Source organism: Nocardia sp. NPDC005978 (genome assembly GCF_040614455.1).
Taxonomy (GTDB): domain Bacteria; phylum Actinomycetota; class Actinomycetes; order Mycobacteriales; family Mycobacteriaceae; genus Nocardia.
The window spans coordinates 1-15375 of sequence record NZ_JBEXUS010000081.1 but is presented as its reverse complement, the minus strand read 5'-3'; the positions used below and the strand labels follow the sequence as shown (position 1 = coordinate 15375).

The window sequence follows — 15375 nt, the reverse complement described above, 5'->3', positions numbered from 1 at the left end:
ACCAACTACTTCCGACGAGGTGGGCCACAGGACGGCGTGCGGGCTCAAAGCACGCCGGCCTGCGGTCTACCATCCCTTGACCGGAGCCCCAGCGGCTTGCAGCGACCGTGAGGCTCCATCAGTGGCTTCGCCCTGCCTCACCCGATCGACTGGTCCCGGCCCGAATATGCCCGTCGGACTAGGGATTCCCGGGGTGTGAGCGGGTTACGAACCCGAACGGGCCTTTGAATTCCGCACGTGGTCCCCGCACAGGTCGGACGGTCCGGACGTTGGGGCACTACACGTCAACGCCGCCCGGCTTCCAGCGCCGGCCCCACCCAGTGGCGGAGATAACGCCGTAGCTCCGCGCCATCGCGCGGCGGGTCGCCGGGGTCGATGATGAACGACTGCAGCGTTCGCAGCATCATCTCGATCAATTCCTCGCGCGCTTCATCGTCGAATCCCGCTGCGGCCCAATCCACGTCGAAGCGGTCCAGGATCGAGCGGCCGAAGTCGCGGGCGACGGCCGAGGTCACGCCGGCGGCGAGGCCGACGCGCCTGCTGGGGGTCATCAGCAGCGCGACCTGGGGCTCGTGGGGCAGGCGTTCGAGGGTTCGGGCGATGCCTTCGATGACCGCGGTGGCGGGGTCGGTGATCCCCGCGAGGTCGTGCGCGAGTGTGTCGACGAAGTCGCCCGCGGCGCGTTCGGCCGCGGCCGCGAGGAGCGCGTCGGTGCCGGGGAAGTAGCGGTACACGGTTTGCCGGGAGACCCCGAGTGCGCGCGCGATATCGGCGATTCCCGGTTCGAGACCGCGGTCGATCGCCGCTCGGGCCGCGTCGAGAATCCGGTCAACCGCTTCAGCGTCGCTGGTCGGCCGCGTTCCGGCCCAGCCATGGGTGCGCATCGGGCCACCCTATCCCGGCAAAACGGAGCATGGACAAACTAGACCATACGACTTGACACTATATGTATGGTCGTCTCGTACAGAAGGAGAGTTTCATGCCCACTCATCCGATCCTGGATCCCGCGCCCCTGGACGAGAACCTCACTCGCCGCGCTCTGAACTTCGCACTGAACCGCACTACGCAGATGGCCGACGACGTGCTGCGCGTGCCACTGGCGTACTACCGCGACGAGAAGCTGACCGATCTCGAACTGGGCACCCTGCTGCGGCACACGCCGCTGGCGATCGTGCCCAGCGCACAGGTCGCCGCACCGCACGACTACACGGTGCGGTCGGTGCTGGGCGATTCGCTGCTGGTCACCAGGGACCGTGACGGCGAAAGCCATGTCTTCCTGAATTACTGCCGCCATCGCGGTGCCATGCCCGCGTGTGGTTCCGGGAACGCCAAGCGGTTCGCCTGTCCGTACCACGCCTGGACCTACGACACCGCGGGCAAACTGGTGGGTGTGCCCGGCAAAGAGGGCTTCACCGGGATGAACCGCGCCGACTACGGCCTGGTCGAACTGCCCAGCGAGGAACGCCACGGGTTCATCTGGGCGGTGCTGACCGCGGACGCGAGCATCGACCTCGACGCCCATCTGGGACCGCTGAACGCCGAACTCGCGCAATGGAACTACGCGGCCTACGGCTACCACGACGATCGCGAATTCCGGTCCGAGGTCAGCTGGAAGGGAGCGCTCGAGGCTTTCGCCGAGGGCTACCACTTCCCGTTCGTGCACGGGGAGAGCGTCATCGGGCAGAACACGCTGCCCAACACGATGGTGTTCGACAAGTTCGGCAAACACCACCGCATTGGTTTCCCGTTCACCTGGATCACCGGTCTCGACGCCGATCCCACCGGATCCTGGAATCCTTCGGACCAGATGGGGGTCATCTACTGGGTCTATCCCAACCTCATCCTGGCCAACAGCCCGGTCGGGGTGGAGATCATTGACATGCTTCCGGTGGCCTCGCCCACCGAGTGCACCGTCCGGCACAGCTGGATGGGCCGGATCCCGGCCACGACCGATGAACAGCGCGCCCTCTACGACGAGGTCTACAGGCAGGTCCACGCCGCGGTCCGCGACGAGGACTTCGCCATGCTGCCGCAGTGCGGTGAGGGCGTACGCCAGGGCCAGCACGACCATATGATCATCGGCCGCAACGAGATCGGCGTGCAGAACATGATCCGGGTGTTCGCCGAGGAACTCGGCATACCGCTGCGCGATTGAGCCCGCGGCCACACGGGCCTCGTCTGCCGCGACGATTACGCGGGCTGCACGTATAGGTGCAGCCCGCGACCGCGGATTGTCCCGGCCGCCCCGCACCCATCCCCGGGCACCCGATTCGGGGCGGCCAACGGCACTGCTCGCCCCCGGGGGATCGAGGCCGACGCGTGAATGCCGCTGTGAATCAGCACTTCTGAGCTGTTCGGCAGGTCCTGCGGCGGTGCCTTTCCGTGCGAGCTGTAGGTCAGTCGGCGAAGAACTCCAGTCTCGGCGACGGGACGATCTCGCTGTAGTGCGAAGCATCCCCCTCGAGCACCTCGCTGCGGGTGCCGTCGACGGAGACCGGGAGGTCACCGGCGAGGGTGATGCGGTGGAGCTTGCGTGGCTGGTCGCCGAAGTCGGCTATTCCGTAGTGCTGGGTGGCGCGGTTGTCCCAGATCGCGACGTCCCCGAGGGTCCAGTTCCAGCGGAACGTGTTCTCCAGTTTGGTGATTCGGTCCTGCAGTAGTTGGTAGAGGGTGCGGAACTCCGGGGTGGTCAGGCCCCGGAAGCTCTTCGCGAAATGGCCCAGGAGAAGCGAGCGTTCGCCTGTTTCCGGGTGGACGCGCACCACGGGGTGTGCGGTCTGGAATTCGGTGCTGGTGAATTGGTCGTACTGTTTGCCGATGTTGGAGCCGCCGGACTGGCCCGCGTAGTCGTACAGGTTGCTGTGGGTGGCCCACAGCTGTTCGGTCAGCGCCCGCAAGGGTGCGGGTAGTTGCTCGTAGGCGGCGACCGTTGATGCCCAGGTGGTGGCTCCGCCGTAGGTGGGCAGGGTGACCGCGCGCAGGATCGAGGCCTTGGGGACGCGGTCGACGAAGGTGACGTCGGTGTGCCAGGTGTTGGCCGCGCCGTCGATCGGCAGCACTCGGGTGTCCGGTGCGGCGAGGGTCGGATGCGGTTCGGTCGGCGTGCCGAGCAGCTGCGCGAACTCGTAGTGCGATTCGTCATCGAGGTGCTGCTGATCGGTGAAGACGACGACCTTGTTGATCGCCAGGGCGAGCCGGATCGCTTCGACCTGCTCTGCGGGAACGTCGCCGCCGAGTCGCACGCCGCCGATCCGCGCGCCGATGTGCTCGCCGAGCTTCTCGACCGTGATGCCGGCATCGCGGAATATCCCGGCGGCCGAGGTCGCGCGATCCGCCCGGGTGTCCAGATGTGCCAATGTCATTGTCTGTATTCCGTTTCCGTGACCGGTGGCGGGATCATTCGCCGAGCAGGAAGTTGCCGATGTACTCGCGGACGCTGTCGCTGCTGGGCGGATGGAAACTCCCCGCCCGGACGTCGCGGTACAGCCGCTCCAACTCGTTGCGGCGGTGGATCGAACCGCCGCCGCCGATCTCCAGCGCGAGATCCACCACGGTGCGCGCGGTCCTGGTGCCGTTCTCCTTCACGGCGAACAACGCCAGCAGCAGCCGGTCGCCGAGATCGTCACCGCGCGCGAGCCTTTCGGTGATGTGATCGAGGTGAGCGGTCGCCGCCTCCAGGGCCAGCTCGGCTTCGGCCGCGTGGTACTGCACGAACGGCTTCCCGGCCACGGGCTTGCCGCCCAGGCTCAGCACATTGCGGGTCCGAGCCGACTCGAGCGCGACATCGACTGCGCGGCGGCCGATTCCGAGATACACGTTCACCAGCGCTGGGATCGCCCAGGGCAGGATCGAGGAGATGAACGGGCCCGGGTTCTCCCCGCGCTCGTAGCTCTCGACCACGTGCTCCTGCGCCACGAACACATCGGTGAGCACGGTGTCGTGGCTGGCGGTCGCCCGTACCCCGAGGGTGTCCCAGGTTTCCACGGTGCGCACACCCGGGCTGGTGCGCGGGACGAACGCGTGCAGGATGCGCGGGTGCTCGGGATCGCTGTCGTCGCGGGCGTGGATGCCCAGCCAGTCCCAGGCCGGCGACAGCGAGGTGAAGATCTTGTGCCCATTGATGAGGTAGCCGCCCTCGACCGGCACCGCGCCGGTGGTGGAATCGTCGATGGCCAGGTCGTTTCCGCGCTCACCGTGTCCGGCCGCGATGACCTTGCCCGCCGCGACCTCGCGCGCGAGCCAGTCCAGGGAGGTGTCGCCGGCGGCGATCCGGTCGGCCAGCGGGCCGGTCCAGTACAGGTGCATGTTCACACCGAGTGCGGTGGCCGGCGCCCAGTACGCGAGTGCGCGCTGGGCGCGATTGAATTCGGGGAGAGTCCACCCGAGACCGCCGTGGCTGACCGGGATCGCCGCCCGCAGGTATCCGATGTCGCGCAGTTCGTCGAGATCCTCGGTGAAGAAACGATTGTCGCGATCGTATTCGGGGGCACGCTGGTGAAACCGGTGCAGCAGCGCTTCGGGCAGGACTCCGGGCGTCAGCACCTCGGTGGCCGGCGCGTCGGTGGGTTCGACGGCGAGATCTGTCATGGGACAACTACTTTCGGAGTGAGGAGAGGGGGATTGGCTAGCGGCGGGTCCGGCTCACGCGACCCCGCGCAACCCGGTGCCGGAGATCGCGCGGTAATGCGCCGTGATGGCCTGGACCGCGATGTTCTCGATGTGGTCCTCCAGTCCGCGCCGGGTGACCAGGCGGACATCGATCGCACCGACCTCGGGCAGGTCGCCGACCGGCAGGAGATCGCACGGCCCGGAAGCCAGGCAGGGCAGCAGGGCCACGCCCAGGCCCGCCTTCGCCGCGGCGAGCAGACCGTCGAGGTTGCCCGATTCGGCGGTGACCGAGACCTCGTAGCCGCGTTCGCCGAGCGCCTGCACGGCGCGACGGCGCAGGCCGCACGGTTCGGCGAAGGCGACCAGCGAGATCGGCCCCGGCGCCGGCGGCAATCGCCAGTTCGGTGCGGCGAACCATCTCAGGTCCAGTACGCCCACCTCGGTGCCGACCGGCTCGGCGGTGTTGCCGCCCAGCACGACCACCAGATCCAGTACGCCCTTGACGACCGCGTCGGTCAACGCGGTGGACCGGTCGATCCGAAAGTGCAGGCCCGCTTCCGGATACGTGGTGCGCAGCACGCCGAGCAGGTCGGGTAGCAGCCCGTCGGCCGCGTGCTCGGTGGATCCGATGTTGATCTGCGGGCGTGGCGCTTCGGCGAATCTGGCCAGCACCTGGTCCTGCGCGGCGAGCAGTCGCCGGGCCTCCATCACGAGCCGCTCGCCCTCGGGAGTGAAACGTGAAGTGCGGCCGTTTTTTTCGACGAGCACGCACTTCAGCCTCCGCTCCAGCATCCGGATGTGCTGGCTGACGGTGGGCTGGCTCAGGTGTAACGCGTCCGCCGCGCGCCGGAAGCCGCCGGTGTCGGCGATGGTCACGAGTGTGCGCAAATGCAGCAAATCCAGCGGATCAGGCATACCGTACAGTCACCTTCGGGTTGGTCGACGCTGAATCACCATCTAACCGGAGAGTGAATCGCATTACCGCCCTTTGAATCTCCGAGATTGCAAATGAATTGCGGGGATGAATTCGCGAATCTCCGAACGCCGCGAGAGCAATTGATCGGATTCGTTGATGACCTCATATCGGATATACCGATCAAGCTCTGAAACGTATTGGTGCACAGTAGGTTCCAGTGCTCACCAGGTGATGTGACCTCTGCCACCTCCGGTTGTTGGTTCCCTGATCGGACTCGCACAATAACTTCCACACGGAGCTTTCGGGCGGGGGTAGTAACCGAATTCTTCTCCGGATCAAAAGGAGATCTGATCTAGTGAACGATTTTCGGCGCGAGGGAATCGCGAGTGCGGTCGCGATCGTAGGCGTTTCCTGCCGGCTTCCCGGAGCGAACAATCCCGGTGAATTCTGGAATCTCCTGAAAACGGCGGGAAATTCTCTCGCGGAGCCCGCGGCATCGCGTGTGGCCGCCGGAAGCGAGGTGGCGGGCCTGGTCGGAGGCTTTCTCCCACAGGTGGACCGCTTCGACGCCGCCTTCTTCGGCCTCTCCCCGGCCGAGGCCCGGCTGATGGATCCGCAGCAGCGGCTGCTGCTCGAATTGGCTTGGGAGGCATCCGAAGACGCGAATATTCCGATCACCCGGCTACAGGGCTCCGCCACCGGGGTTTTCGCCGCCGCGATGGCCGCAGACTATGCCGCACTGGTGCACGCGAACGGGGCCGAAGCCATTTCACGGCACACCCTCACCGGCCAGAGCCGCGGGGCGCTCGCCAACCGGATCTCCTATACCTTCGGCCTGCGCGGGGCCAGTCTCACCGTCGACTCCGGCCAGTCCTCCGGCCTGGCCGCCGTTCATCTGGCTTGCGCGAGTCTGCTTGCGGGCGAGACGGATTCGGCGTTCGTCGCGGCGGTGAACCTGAATCTGACCCGAGACGGCGCGCTGATCGCCGAGAGCTTCGGTGGTGTCTCACCGACCGGTCGCGCCTCGGTGTTCGATGCCGATCGCGACGGTTACGTGCGCGGCGAGGGCGCGGTGGTGCTGTTGCTCGAGCCGCTGGATCGCGCCGTCGCGGAAGGGCATCGGATCCACGCGGTGATTCGAGGCACCGCCGTGGCCAATGACGGCGGCGGGCAATCGTTCACCGTGCCCACCGTCGCCGGGCAGTCCGCGGTCATCGGCCGAGCCCTCGAACGAGCCGGAATCGCCCCCGCGGACGTGCAGTACGTGGAACTGCACGGCACCGGAACGCGCGCCGGGGATCCGATCGAGGCCGCGGCGCTGGCCGAGACCATCGGCCGCACCCGCACGGCTGCCGACCCACTGCTGGTCGGATCGGTCAAGTCCAGCATCGGGCACCTCGAGGGCGCGGCGGGGCTGGCCGGGCTGTTGAAGACGGTGCTGAGCCTGCGGCATCGCGAACTGCCCGCGACGCTCGGGCACGACAGGCCCGATCCCGCACTGCGGCTCGACGAGTCGAACCTGCGGGTGGTGACCGGCGGACGCGCCTGGCCGCATCCGGAGCGCAGTCTGGTGGCGGGGGTCAGCTCGTTCGGTATGGGTGGAACCAACGCGCACGTGATCGTCGAGCAGGCGCCCGCCGGGGCTGATGGCCGGCTGGAGCAGGGCGTCGCCGAGCGAACAGCCGACGATGCCGACGAGCCTGTGAAAGCAGTTGTGCCGGTAGTGGTCTCGGCCCGCTCGGACGCGGCGTTGCGCGCGCAGGGCGAGAGCCTGGCCGACTATGTCGCCGCCCACGCGCCCGGAATCGCGTCGCTGGCTTCGGGCCTGCTCCGTGATCGGGTCGAATTCGACACTCGCGCGGTCATTCTGGCCGCCGGCAATGCCGATCTGCTGGCCGGTCTGCGCGCCCTGTCGCAGGGGCGCACGGCCACCGGGCTGGTCACGGGATCCGGTGCGCGCGGCCCCGTGGGTGTGGTGTTCGGCGGCCAGGGCAGCCAGCGTGCGGGAGCCGGGCAGCAACTGTACGAGCTCTTCCCGGTGTTCCGCGCCTCCTTCGACGAGTCCGTGGCACTGCTCGATCGGTATCTTGGTGCGGCGGTCGACTTCTCGGTGCGCGAGGTGGCCTTCGGCGCGCCGGGCACCGACGGGCTGATCGACCGGACGATCTATACGCAGCCGGTGATCTTCGCGGTGGAAGTCGCCCTGTACCGGTTGCTCGAATCGTGGGGGATCGAAGTCGCGGCCGTGGCCGGGCATTCGATCGGCGGTGTGGTGGCCGCGCATGTGGCCGGTGCGGTCTCCCTCGCGGACGCGGCGCGACTGGTCGCGGTGCGCGGCACCCTGATGGGTGCGCTGCCCGCCGGGGGCGCGATGGTGGCGGTCGAGGCGGATGAGCCGGAGGTCCGGGCCGCGATCGAGACCGCCGGTCTGGCGCGAACCGTGGCGGTCGCGGCGGTGAACGGCCCGCTGGCGGTCGTGATCTCGGGCTCGGACGCGGAGGTTTCAACCGTGGTCGCCGCGCTGTCCGAGTCCGGCCGGCGGGTCAAGCGGCTGACGGTGTCGCACGCCTTCCACTCCGTGGCTATGGATCCCGTGCTCGCCGAGTTCGAAGCGGTGATCGAGGAATTGACGTGGACCGCGCCGGAACTCCCCCTCATCTCCGACGCGACCGGCGGGCGGATCGAGGCAGCCGAGGAACTCGGCCCGGCCTATTGGTCCCGGCACCTGCGCGGCACCGTCCGCTTCGCGGACGCGGTGCGCACCCTGCGGTCCCTGGGCGTCGGCACCTTCCTGGAGCTCGGTGCGAATGCCGTGCTGACCCCGATGGTGACGGCCACCCTGACCGATGCCGCCGAGACCGTCGCCACCGCGTCCCTGCGCTCGGGTCGCGACGAGGTGACCGGCCTGCTGGCCGCCGCGGCCGTCGTTCACGCCAACGGTAACCGGGTCGATTGGACCTCGCTGGTGCCACAAGCCACCCGAATCGACCTACCCACCTATGCCTTTCAGCGTGAACGGTTCTGGCTGGACGCGCAGTCGGACCGTGCCCCGCGGGCGGCGGACCTGTCATCGGGCGGTGCTCCGCGGGATGTGCCGCTCGAGCGAGACCCGATCACATCTGCATCGCAGTCGGTGCCCATCGCCGTCACCGTGCGCGAGGCGACCGCTGCGGTGCTGGGTTACTCCGATCCGCAGCGGCTCGACACCACGAGCACCTACCGGGACCTGGGCCTGGACTCGCTCGGCGCGCAAGAATTGGCGACTCTCCTGACGCGTGAGCTCGATTTCACGGTGACGCCGATCGCGGTATACGACTACCCGACCCCCGGTGCGCTCGCAGCACACCTCGCGGACCGGCTGCGCGAGCGATCGGCACCGAACTCGAGCACCGGCGATGCCGCGAATCCGGCAGACGCCGTCATTGTTTCGGACATCCCGGGCGATACCGCCGAGCCCATCGCCATTGTCGCGGTGAGCGGGCGATTCCCCGGCGGTCACGCGTCCCCCGAAGCGCTTTGGGACCTGCTGGTGACCGGGGGCGAGGCCATCGGCGACCTGCCCGCCGATCGCGGCTGGGATCTCGGCGCGCTGTCCGGCATTCTCGGCGGGGAGGGCTCTCGCGGCGGATTCCTGGGCGAGGCAGCCGATTTCGACGCGGAGTTCTTCGGCATCTCACCGCGCGAAGCCGTCGCGATGGACCCGCAACAGCGGCTGGTCCTGGAGTCGGTCTGGGAGCTGTTCGAGCGCGCGGGCATCGTCGCGGACTCGCTGCGCGGCACCCGCACCGCCGTGTATCTGGGTGCGAGTCCATCGGAATACGGTCCGCGCCTGCACGAGATGAGCGGCGCGGCAACCGGATTCGGCCTGACCGGTACCTCACCGAGCGTGCTGTCGGGTCGCGTCGCGTACACGTTCGGCCTCGCCGGGCCCGCACTGACCGTGGACACGGCGTGCTCCTCGTCGCTGGTGGCCCTGCATCTGGCCGTGCGCGCCCTGCGGGCGGGGGAAATTGATCTCGCGGTCGCCGGTGGCGTGACGGTGATGGCCGGTCCGGGCATGTTCACCGAGTTCGCGCGGCAGGGCGGTCTGGCCGCGGACGGCCGGTGCAAGGCGTTCGGGGCCGCCGCAGACGGGACCGGCTGGTCCGAGGCGGTGAGTGTGCTACTGGTGGAACGACTGTCGGACGCACGCCGACTCGGACATGAAGTGCTGGCCGTGGTGCGCGGCAGCGCCGTGAACCAGGACGGGGCGTCCAACGGACTGACCGCGCCCAACGGGCCGGCGCAGCGGCAGGTGATCCGGGCGGCGCTGGCGGATGCGCGTCTGGCTCCCGCCGATGTCGATCTGATCGAGGCGCACGGTACCGGCACCGCGCTCGGCGACCCGATCGAGGCACAGGCGCTCCAGGAGACCTACGGACGGCATCGAGCCGACCCGGTCTGGCTCGGTTCGTTGAAGTCCAATATCGGTCACACCCAGGCCGCCGCGGGCACCGCCGGTGTCGCCAAGATCGTGCTGGCGCTGCGCAACGAGCTGATTCCCGCGACACTGCATGCCGAGCCGGCCTCCCCGTTCGTCGACTGGCAGGCCGGGACGCTGCGGCCCGTGCTCGACACGCAACCGTGGCCGCGTGCCGCGCGGCCCCGGCGGGCGGCCGTGTCGTCGTTCGGTATCAGCGGCACCAACGCACACGTGATCATCGAAGAGGCACCCGCTCCGCAGGCTGTCGCGACGGACGAGCAGCCGAATCCATCGCCGGCCGATGCTTTTCCCGAGGGCGTGGCTCCGGCCGGGCCACTGCCGTTCGTCCTGTCGGGGCGGACTCCGGCTGCCCTGCGGGCACAGGCGGATCGGCTCGCCGTGCATCTGTCGGGATCGAAGCAGTTCGAGACCGCCGCGGTGGCGTCCGCGCTGATCCGGCAGCGCGCCGGGTTCGCGGCGCGCGCGGTGGTGATCGCCCAGGATGACGCGGTGCTGCGATCGGGTGTGCGGGCACTGGCGGACGACCTCGGCGCGGCGCACGTCGTCACCGGACCGGGGACCTCGCCCGGTGCGGTGGGAGTGGTGTTCGGCGGACAGGGGAGTCAGCGGGCCGGTGCGGGACGGCAACTGGCCGAGCGGTTCCCGGCGTTCCGCCGGGCGTTCGAGGACGCGGTGGAGCTGCTGGATCGCTATCTCGGTGCGGCGGTGCGCTTCTCGGTGCGTGAGGTGGCGTTCGGCGCACCCGGCACCGACGGGCTCATCGATCGAACCGTCTACACCCAATCGGTGGTGTTCGCGGTGGAGGTCGCGCTCTACCGGCTGTGGGAGTCCTGGGGCGTGCCCGTGGCGGCGGTGGCCGGGCATTCGATCGGCGGTGTGGTCGCCGCGCACGTGGCGGGCGTACTGTCCCTCGACGACGCGGCCCGGCTGGTCGCCGCCCGTGCCCGGCTGATGGACGGATTGCCCGCCGGTGGTGCGATGGTGGCGGTCGAGGCCGCCGAGTCGGAGGTGCTCGCCGCGATCAGCGCCGCCGGCGCGGCGGAATCGGTGGCGGTTGCCGCGGTGAACGGTGAACGCGCGGTGGTCATTTCGGGTCCCGAGGAATCGGTCTCGATGGTGGCGGGCGAGTTGACCGCGGGCGGTCGACGGGTGAAGCGGCTGGCCGTGTCCCACGCGTTCCACTCCGCCGCGATGGATTCCGTCCTCGACGAGTTTCGCGACGTGGTGTCCGGGCTGACCTTCGCCGAGGTCACCGGCCCGCGCATCGTGTCCGACCACACCGGCCGCGAAGTGACCGGCGCTGAACTCGCCGACCCCTCGTACTGGGTCCGGCATCTGCGCGGCACGGTGCGTTTCGCCGATGCCGCCCGCACATTGGCTGCCGAAGGCATCGGTCTCGTGGTCGAGCTGGGTGCGGACTCCGTACTGGCGGCGGCGCTGTCGAGCGTGCTCGACGATGTCACCGTGGTCTCGGCCCTGCGCCGCGACCGAGACGAGATCACCGGCGTGCTGACCGCCGCGGCCACCGTGTTCACCCACGGCCACCACGTGGACTGGTCCGCCATCGTGCCCGACCACGGCCGGGCCGCTCTGCCCACCTACGCCTTTCAGCGCGAGCGCTATTGGGCGGATACACCGGGCGCGGCGGCCGACCACGTGCCCGGCGAATGGATCCACCGCACCGGGTGGTCGCGATTCACCTCCGGCGGCGCGACACCCGAGCATGAGCAGCACTGGGTCCTGGTGGGTCCCGACAACGACAGCGCTGACGACTGGGCGCGAGCACTACGCGCGGCGCTCGGCACCGCACACCTCACCGAACTGCGCGTGAACCCCTCGACCACAACGAGATCCGTGCTGGATACGGCATTGGCCGACGTGCCGGGCGAGACCCTGAACGTGGTGTCGCTGCTGCCGCTGGCCACACGCGCCACCGGATCGGCGTTCGATATCGATCTCGCCGCCGCTACCGCCGCCCTGACTCGATCCGTGGCCGCCACAGCGCGAGTCACCGCATTCGCGACGCTGACCGGCGCGGCGGTCACCTCCGGTGAGTTCGATGAGCTCCCGTCCCGCGATGCGGCCGGATTCGATCCCGAGCCGTCCGGAGCCTGGCACGCCGGGTTCGTCACCGCCGCCGCGACAGAAGGCGGCCTCGGTGCGGGCACGGTCATCGACGTACCGGGAGAACCGAGCAGCGACGCCGCCGCGCAGATTGCCCGAGCGCTGCTGAACCCCGGTGGTGAGCGCGAATTCGTCGTACGCGGCGACAGAACATGGGTGAAGCGGGTGCAACCGGGCGCGCTGCGGGCCACGGGACGCTGGCGTCCGGCCGGAACCGTCCTGATCACCGGCGGCACCGGCGCGCTGGGTGCGCACGTCGCGCGACGCCTCGCCCGCAACGGGGCCACCGATCTGCTGCTGGTCAGCCGCCGCGGACCACAGGCCCCCGGTGCGGCCGAGTTGATCGCCGAATTGTCCGCCGCCGGAGCTCATCCGGTGGTGGTCGCCTGCGATGTCGGCGACCGTGCCGCGGTGGCCGCCCTGCTCGCGAGCATTCCGGCCGACCGCCCGCTCACCGATGTGGTGCATACCGCCGCCGTACTCGACGACGCGCTGGTCGACGGCCTGGACCGGGAACGACTCGAACGCGTACACCGGGCCAAAGTGGGTGCGGCGCTGCATCTGCACGAGCTGACCCGAGACATCGAACTGTCCTCGTTCGTGCTGTTCTCCTCGGTCACCGGAACCGTTCCGGCCGCGGGACAGGCGAATTACGCGCCGGGCAACGCGGTACTCGGCGCGCTGGCGGCACTCCGCCGCCGGGCCGGGCTGCCCGCGACCGCCATCGGGTGGGGGCATTGGGCGGGCGCGGGGATCGCCGGTTCGGCGGCAGGACAGCTGCGCCGGAGCGGACTGCGGCCGATGAATCCCGCGCAGGCCCTCACCGCACTCGAGCACGCGGTCACCGGTGGCGAGCAAGAGGTGATCGTCGCCGATATCGATTGGGCGGCAGCCGATCCGATTCACGCTCGGCTACTCGCCGACGTGCTGTCGTCGTCCGAACCCGCGATCACCGCCGAGCCCGCGCACGAGTTCGCGGCCCTCGATGACACCGAGCGCCACCGTCGCGTCCACGCGCTGGTCCGGGAGGAGGCATCCGCCGCGCTGGGGCACGCCGATCCGCACGCGGTCGACGACGATCGAGGACTGCGCGATCAGGGCTTCACCTCGCTGTCCTCGGTGGAATTGCGCAACCGGCTGCGCCGGCGCACCGGTCTGGACCTGCCCGCCACCGTGGTCTTCGACCATCCGACGGTCACCGCCCTGACCGCGTTCATCGCGGGCGAATTCGTCCCGGTGCGGCCGCCACGAGTGGACATCCTGCTCGGCGACCTCGAGCGCGTGGCAGCGGGATTGGCGGCCACCGATCTCTCCGCCGCCGATCGGGCCGTCGCGCTCGAGCGACTCCGGCGCCTGATCGGTGAATCCGACGCGGGCCCCACCGAATCCGATACCACCCCGGCCCTGCCGGACTCCGCGACGGACGCCGATCTCATCGATTTCATCGGCTCCGCACTCGGCATCTCCTGACCTGCCCGCGAATAGTGAAAGGCACCGCTGTGAACGCTGTTGACGACGCCACCGGCGACGACAAGATCCGGCACCTGCTGCGCCGGGTGAGCGAGGAACTGTACAAGACCCGGCAGCAATTGCAGGAGGTCACCGCCGCCCAGCAGGAACCGATCGCCATCGTCGCGCTCGGCTGCCGATTCCCGGGCGGGGCCGACACCCCGGAACGGTTCTGGGACCTGCTCAGCGCAGGCCGTGACGCCCTGTCCGAGTTTCCGGACGATCGCGGCTGGGACCTGGCCAACCTCTACCACGCGGACCCCGATCACCCCGGCACGGCCTACACCCGGCACGGTGGATTCCTCGACGGCGCAGCGGATTTCGATCCCGACTTCTTCGGGATCTCCCGGCGTGAGGCGCTGGCGATGGATCCGCAGCAGCGGTTGCTGCTGCACACGACGTGGGAGGCGTTCGAACGCGCGGGCATCGATCCGCGATCGCTGCGCGGAAGTCGCACCGGGGTCTACGTCGGCACCAACGGTCAGGACTACGTGACCGGCAGCGGCCGGGTGCCCGCCAATGTGGAGGGCTACCTGGTCACCGGCACCGCCGCCAGCGTGCTGTCCGGTCGCATCGCCTACACACTGGGTTTCGAGGGCCCCGCGCTCACCGTCGACACCGCGTGCTCGTCCTCCCTGGTCGCCCTGCACCTGGCGGTGCGCGCGTTGCGGGCGGGCGAGGTGGATTTCGCCGTCGCGGGCGGCGCGACGATCATGTCCACCCCGGCGATCTTCGTCGAGTTCTCCCGGCAGCGCGGACTGTCCGTCGACGGCCGCTGCAAGGCGTTCGCCGACGGCGCGGACGGCACCGGCTGGGGCGAGGGCGCGGGCGTGCTACTGGTGGAACGCCTTTCGGACGCCCGGCGGCTGGGACACGACGTGCTGGCGGTGATCCGGGGCAGCGCGGTGAACCAGGACGGCGCGTCCAACGGGTTGACCGCGCCCAACGGCCCCGCGCAGCAGCAGGTGATCCGGGAGGCGCTGGCCGATGCCGGGGTGAGCGCCGCCGAAGTGGACGCGGTCGAAGCGCACGGCACCGGCACCGAACTCGGCGACCCGATCGAGGCGCAGGCCCTGCTGGCAACCTACGGCCGCCACCGTGCGGAGCCGCTGCTGCTGGGCGCGGTGAAGTCCAACATCGGGCATACCCAGGCCGCGGCGGGCGTGGCCGGTGTGATCAAGATGGTGCTGGCGCTGCGCCACGGGACGCTGCCGGCGACCCTGCACGCGGAAAAGCCCTCCACCCTTGTCGATTGGACCGCGGGCCAGGTCGAACTGGTGACCCGGTCGCGGCCGTGGAGTTCCGGCGGCAGGCCGCTGCGCGCGGGCGTCTCGGCCTTCGGCGTGTCCGGCACGAACGCCCACGTGATCCTCGAACAGGCCACCGACCCCGAGCCGGCTCCCGAATCGCCGGGTGCTCGACTCGCTGATTCGCCGGCGTCGCAGCCGGCGTCGCCGAGTGATCGGCTCGCTGAGTCCGGAGTGTCGCAGCGGGTGTCGCCGAGTGGCCGGCTCGCTGAGTCCGGAGTGCCGCAGGGGGTGTCGCCGAGTGGCCGGCTCGCTGAGTCCGGAGTGCCGCAGGGGGTGTCGCCGAGTGGCCGGCCCGCTGAGTCCGAAGTACCGCAACCGGCATCGCAGGGCGTTCACTCCGGCGATTCGGCGTTGTCGCGACCGGACTCGTCAGGCGGCCGGCCGGCCGATTCGCGGGCGGCGCACCCGGAGTCATCGGTTGCGCC

7 protein-coding genes are annotated in these 15375 nt (G+C 69.6%); 3 read left to right on the top strand and 4 right to left on the bottom strand.

Annotated elements, in window-relative coordinates:
* Positions 1–284: 284 nt before the first annotated feature.
* Entirely contained in the window at positions 285–884 is a 600-nt protein-coding gene (locus tag ABZ319_RS28930) for a TetR/AcrR family transcriptional regulator (RefSeq protein ID WP_354989658.1), read from the bottom strand.
* 95 nt (positions 885–979) lie between these two features.
* Between ABZ319_RS28930 and ABZ319_RS28925 the strand changes: the two genes are divergently transcribed.
* Positions 980–2155 carry an aromatic ring-hydroxylating dioxygenase subunit alpha gene (locus tag ABZ319_RS28925; RefSeq protein WP_354989657.1) on the top strand — a complete coding sequence of 392 codons (1176 nt, stop codon included), beginning with the start codon at positions 980–982 and terminating at the stop codon, positions 2153–2155.
* Positions 2156–2396: 241 nt separating this feature from the next.
* Here ABZ319_RS28925 and ABZ319_RS28920 read toward each other — a convergent pair whose 3' ends face one another.
* The 3 genes from ABZ319_RS28920 to ABZ319_RS28910 are packed head-to-tail and all read right to left on the bottom strand — an operon-like array spanning position 2397 to position 5523.
* A complete protein-coding gene (locus ABZ319_RS28920; protein ID WP_354989656.1) occupies positions 2397–3362 on the bottom strand; it encodes a TauD/TfdA family dioxygenase in 966 nt (321 codons plus the stop codon).
* Positions 3363–3396: 34 nt separating this feature from the next.
* Positions 3397–4587 carry an acyl-CoA dehydrogenase family protein gene (locus ABZ319_RS28915; RefSeq protein ID WP_354989655.1) on the bottom strand — a complete coding sequence of 397 codons (1191 nt, stop codon included), beginning with the start codon at positions 4585–4587 and terminating at the stop codon, positions 3397–3399.
* A 54-nt stretch (positions 4588–4641) separates the two neighbouring features.
* Positions 4642–5523, bottom strand: coding sequence for a LysR family transcriptional regulator (locus ABZ319_RS28910; protein ID WP_354989654.1), 882 nt, complete (start codon positions 5521–5523; stop codon positions 4642–4644).
* Between the two features lie 356 nt (positions 5524–5879).
* Between ABZ319_RS28910 and ABZ319_RS28905 the strand changes: the two genes are divergently transcribed.
* Together ABZ319_RS28905 and ABZ319_RS28900 are read left to right on the top strand one after the other, a co-directional pair.
* Positions 5880–13601 (top strand): SDR family NAD(P)-dependent oxidoreductase, encoded by a 7722-nt coding sequence (locus ABZ319_RS28905; protein ID WP_354989653.1) that lies wholly within the window; start codon positions 5880–5882, stop codon positions 13599–13601.
* 29 nt (positions 13602–13630) lie between these two features.
* Positions 13631–15375: beta-ketoacyl synthase N-terminal-like domain-containing protein (locus tag ABZ319_RS28900; RefSeq protein WP_354989652.1), on the top strand; the 1745-nt coding region annotated here is incomplete at its 3' end.

What these genes read in the sequence shown, in the direction of transcription:
- ABZ319_RS28930 (WP_354989658.1), bottom strand. Translation starts at nt 884, where the DNA reads ATGCGCACCCATGGCTGGGCCGGAACGCGGCCGACCAGCGACGCTGAA.
- ABZ319_RS28925 (WP_354989657.1), top strand. Translation starts at nt 980, where the DNA reads ATGCCCACTCATCCGATCCTGGATCCCGCGCCCCTGGACGAGAACCTC.
- ABZ319_RS28920 (WP_354989656.1), bottom strand. Translation starts at nt 3,362, where the DNA reads ATGACATTGGCACATCTGGACACCCGGGCGGATCGCGCGACCTCGGCC.
- ABZ319_RS28915 (WP_354989655.1), bottom strand. Translation starts at nt 4,587, where the DNA reads ATGACAGATCTCGCCGTCGAACCCACCGACGCGCCGGCCACCGAGGTG.
- ABZ319_RS28910 (WP_354989654.1), bottom strand. Translation starts at nt 5,523, where the DNA reads ATGCCTGATCCGCTGGATTTGCTGCATTTGCGCACACTCGTGACCATC.